Origin of the sequence: Selenomonas sp. (assembly GCF_052169755.1) — a bacterium.
GTDB lineage: Bacteria > Bacillota > Negativicutes > Selenomonadales > Selenomonadaceae > Selenomonas.
This window is the reverse complement of the sequence record NZ_JBQNBV010000180.1, coordinates 1-3550: the sequence shown is the minus strand read 5'-3', so window position 1 is coordinate 3550 and position 3550 is coordinate 1. Positions and strand designations below refer to the sequence as shown.

At 52.5% G+C, this 3550-nt stretch carries 2 protein-coding genes, 1 pseudogene and 1 riboswitch; of the genes and pseudogenes, 1 reads left to right on the top strand and 2 read right to left on the bottom strand.

Going from position 1 to position 3550, the window contains the following annotated elements; all coding sequences use genetic code 11:
* Together ACTTKG_RS09935 and cysK are read right to left on the bottom strand one after the other, a co-directional pair.
* A pseudogene (locus ACTTKG_RS09935) lies at positions 1 to 980 on the bottom strand (TonB-dependent receptor plug domain-containing protein); the annotation flags it as partial.
* Positions 981 to 1248: 268 nt separating this feature from the next.
* A riboswitch (cobalamin riboswitch) is annotated at positions 1249 to 1444 on the bottom strand.
* Positions 1445 to 1660: 216 nt separating this feature from the next.
* Entirely contained in the window at positions 1661 to 2593 is a 933-nt protein-coding gene (gene cysK / locus ACTTKG_RS09930; RefSeq protein WP_442674041.1) for a cysteine synthase A, read from the bottom strand.
* A 398-nt stretch (positions 2594 to 2991) separates the two neighbouring features.
* Here cysK and ACTTKG_RS09925 point away from each other — a divergent pair, with 398 nt between their 5' ends.
* Positions 2992 to 3438, top strand: coding sequence for an RrF2 family transcriptional regulator (locus tag ACTTKG_RS09925; RefSeq protein ID WP_442674040.1), 447 nt, complete (start codon positions 2992 to 2994; stop codon positions 3436 to 3438).
* The last annotated feature ends 112 nt before the right edge of the window (positions 3439 to 3550 follow it).

The following is a 3550-nucleotide window of genomic DNA, read 5'->3' as shown; positions in this document are numbered from 1 at the left end:
CACCTTGCAGCACGTTGTTGTTGTCCAATTTCCCCACAGCAGCGCCGAAAATGATGCGCTCCCAGTCGTCTTGATTCCAATACTTGAGACGCGGCGTTGAGATCGGATAGCCGTCTTTGCCGCTCTTGTGGTTGTACCAGAATTTGATACTCTGCTCATCGGTCAGATCCTTGTCGATGCAGATATTGACCGCATCTTCCGCCCAGTGCGAGCCGCCGAGCGTGCCGATCTTGCCCGTTTCACCATCGACGTATTCTGTATCGCCGCTCAACGTGCGCGTCACCGTGCCGAAATAGCGGAAGGTAGGATTCTCGTCGATGGTACCCGAGAGCGTCAGCGAATAATTATGTTTGCTCCACGAGCCGGTCGAAAGATCAAGAGTTCCCTTGCGCTCGACCGTTCCCTTGCGCGTGATGATGTTGATGACGCCGCCCGTCGCATCCGGTCCATACGCCGATGCACCGGGACCTTTGATGACTTCGATCTTGTCGACGCTTTCGATGCCGAGCAGCTGGTCGAGATTGACGCCTGTGGATTTGCTTCCGCTTTTGCTGTTACCGCCGATACGCGTACTCGTAAGGTTATCCACGCGCCGCCCGTCGATGAGGATGACGACACGCGAGTCTCCGTTGATGAGCACGCCGTTGTTGTAGAACTGATAGCCGTATTCACCGCCGCGGTAGCCCGGGTTCTGGAACGTCACGCCCGGGATGCGCTTGATCGCCTCCGTGAGATCCATATAGTGACGCTTCTCAATCTCCTCGCGCGTGATGACCTTGACGTCGCCGCCCGTGCGGTAGTAAGACTGCTCCGTCACCGTATCGCCGAACTGGTTGATCGTCTGCTCCGCCGTGACCTCAATGCTGTCCAGCGTATAAAATTGCAGATTTTCGTCATGCCCTGCGTGAGCGGGATTTTGCCCCCCCCCATGTGGACAACAATCCGGCAAGAATCGCGCATGTGAGGTGTCGCTTTTTCATTTCTTTCATTTCCTCCTTGATGAGCGTACGCCCTTCCTTTTTCCTGCAACGCCCATCCGGCATTGCTGAAAAACTGCATAAAATACACGCACAAACGTCCACTTTGTGGACATTATGCGCCGCCCTTCATGAAAGTTCGCCAATCAGCCTGCGCCCTTTAGGCTTGACTTCTTGGACTTTCATAATAAAAAAAGCTTTCTCCACGAAGAAAGCCGCTGTATCATCCCGATATCGTAGACGGCTCCCCTTCCCATCTCTCGTGGATCTGCGGGGCGCACAAAACAGGCAGTTCTCCTGGCTCGGAATCCTCGCGCGGCTGCGCCTTCCCAGAGATGGCTCCCCAGTGACCGGATGTTCATCCATGCAGCTTTGCTCTTCCTTACAGTGGCGGGACCGCTCCGGCATTTGACCGGATTCTCTTTTAGAAAACATAGAGAAAAAGCACCGTGTTCTCGGTACAGCGTTTTCTATGCGTCCTAAAGCGTTGTTCAGCACCTGTTTTTTTATGCAATTTTTATTCGCATCTCATTCTATAAGAACTTTCATCTTTTGTCAACGATAGAATAGAGTAATAATCTAAACGAGATTTAATCCCATCGACAGTGTGTCGATGGGATTAAATCTCGTTTGAAAAGGAACGATTTGCTTTTCACGAAAGATTCTAAAGGATGATCTCCATCTCAGTCCTTAAAGAGCTCCGTCGAAAGATAGCGGTCGCCCGTGTCGGGCAGGAGAGCTACGATCATCTTGCCTTTCGCCTCGGGACGACGTGCGATGCAGGTGGCGGCGGCGAGCGCAGCGCCCGATGAAATGCCGACGAGGATGCCCTCTGCACGCGCGAACTGCCTGCTGTAACGGAAAGCGTCGTCGTTCGACACCGTGATGATTTCATCATAGACGCTTGTATCGAGCGTCTCGGGTACGAAGCCCGCGCCGATGCCCTGGATCTTGTGCGGACCTGCCTTGCCCGCACTCAAGACGGGCGAATTCTCCGGCTCGACGGCGATGACTTTCACGTTTGGATTTTGGCTCTTCAGATATGCGCCGACGCCTGTGAGCGTGCCGCCTGTGCCGACGCCTGCAAGAAAATAGTCGACTTTGCCGTCCGTCGCAGTCCAGATCTCGGGTCCCGTCGTGCGCTTGTGCACGGCAGGATTGGCAGGATTCGTGAACTGCGATGGAATATAGGCGTTCGGCGTCACTTTGGCAAGCTCTTCCGCCTTTTCAATCGCGCCCTTCATGCCCTTCGCACCGTCCGTCAAGACGATCTCGGCGCCATACGCCTTCAAGAGATTGCGCCGCTCGACACTCATCGTCTCGGGCATCGTCAAGATCGCGCGATAGCCGCGCGCCGCCGCGACGCTCGCGAGACCGATGCCCGTGTTGCCGCTCGTCGGCTCGATGATGACCGAGCCGCGCTTCAAGTCGCCGCGCTTCTCCGCATCCTCAATCATCGCCTGCGCGATGCGATCCTTGACACTGCCGGCAGGATTGAAGTACTCAAGCTTCGCGAGAATGTCCGCTTCGACGCCGTTCTCCGTGCAGAAATTCCGTGTGCGCAGAAGCGGCGTACCGCCGATAAGCTCTGTGATACTTTCGTATATCTTTGCCATGACGTTTCCTCCTAGAGTTAAAATCTCTTTATTTCATATCTGTTTGATATGTTATATCTTACAGACTTTTTCCCACTATGTCAATAGGCTTTTGAAAAAATAAGGGAAGCACGGATACCAAGAAATCGTCCGGATTTGCGCGCCTGCGCGACTTCTGCCGAAGAGATAAATCTTGCGATCTTTAATTTAGTGAATGCAGAAAACCTATTTCATCACTATGTGATTGACAAATGACGGCTTTCTCGATAAACTACACGCACAAACGTCCACTTTGTGGACATTGTGCGCCGCCCTTACAGAAACCTAGCCAATCAGTCTGCGCCCTTCGGGCTTGACTTCTTGGGGTTTCATGGTAAGATAAATACATAGATAAACCGTATGAAAAGAGGTATATATACATGAAAATCTCTGCCAAAGGACGCTATGGATTGGCTGCTATGGTCTTTCTCGCGCGCATCGGTCAAGCGAGCAGTCCGACGACGATTCTCACGATTTCTGAAAATCTAGGCATATCCAAAATCTATTTAGAGCAAGTTTTTTCTCTTTTAAAGCACGCGCGGCTTGTGAAGTCGAGCAAAGGCTCGCAGGGCGGCTACCAACTCTCTCGCGCACCGCAAGAGATCACGGCTTGGGATGTGCTCGCCGCCATCGAACTGCCGCTGACGGAAAAGCCGGGACCTGCGACAGCGGATGATGAAAGTGCGCTCGATCAAGCGCTACAGCACGCTGTTTACGAGCCGCTTGACACAGCCATCCGTACAGCTCTTGAAAAGGTAACCCTTTGTGTGATCCTCGATGAAACAGATAGACAGAAGTCTCAGGGAAACATCATGTATTTTATCTGAGATTTCATAGGAGCTATCTTGTATGGGATTCAAGGAATGTTTTTCTGTTGTTGTTTATTAAGGAAGCGCTGATAAAATGAGGTCGCCCAGATTTGCACAGATGCGCTGTATC

Coding starts and splice junctions, on each gene's coding strand:
- ACTTKG_RS09925 (WP_442674040.1), top strand. CDS start 2,992: ATGAAAATCTCTGCCAAAGGACGCTATGGATTGGCTGCTATGGTCTTT.
- cysK (WP_442674041.1), bottom strand. CDS start 2,593: ATGGCAAAGATATACGAAAGTATCACAGAGCTTATCGGCGGTACGCCG.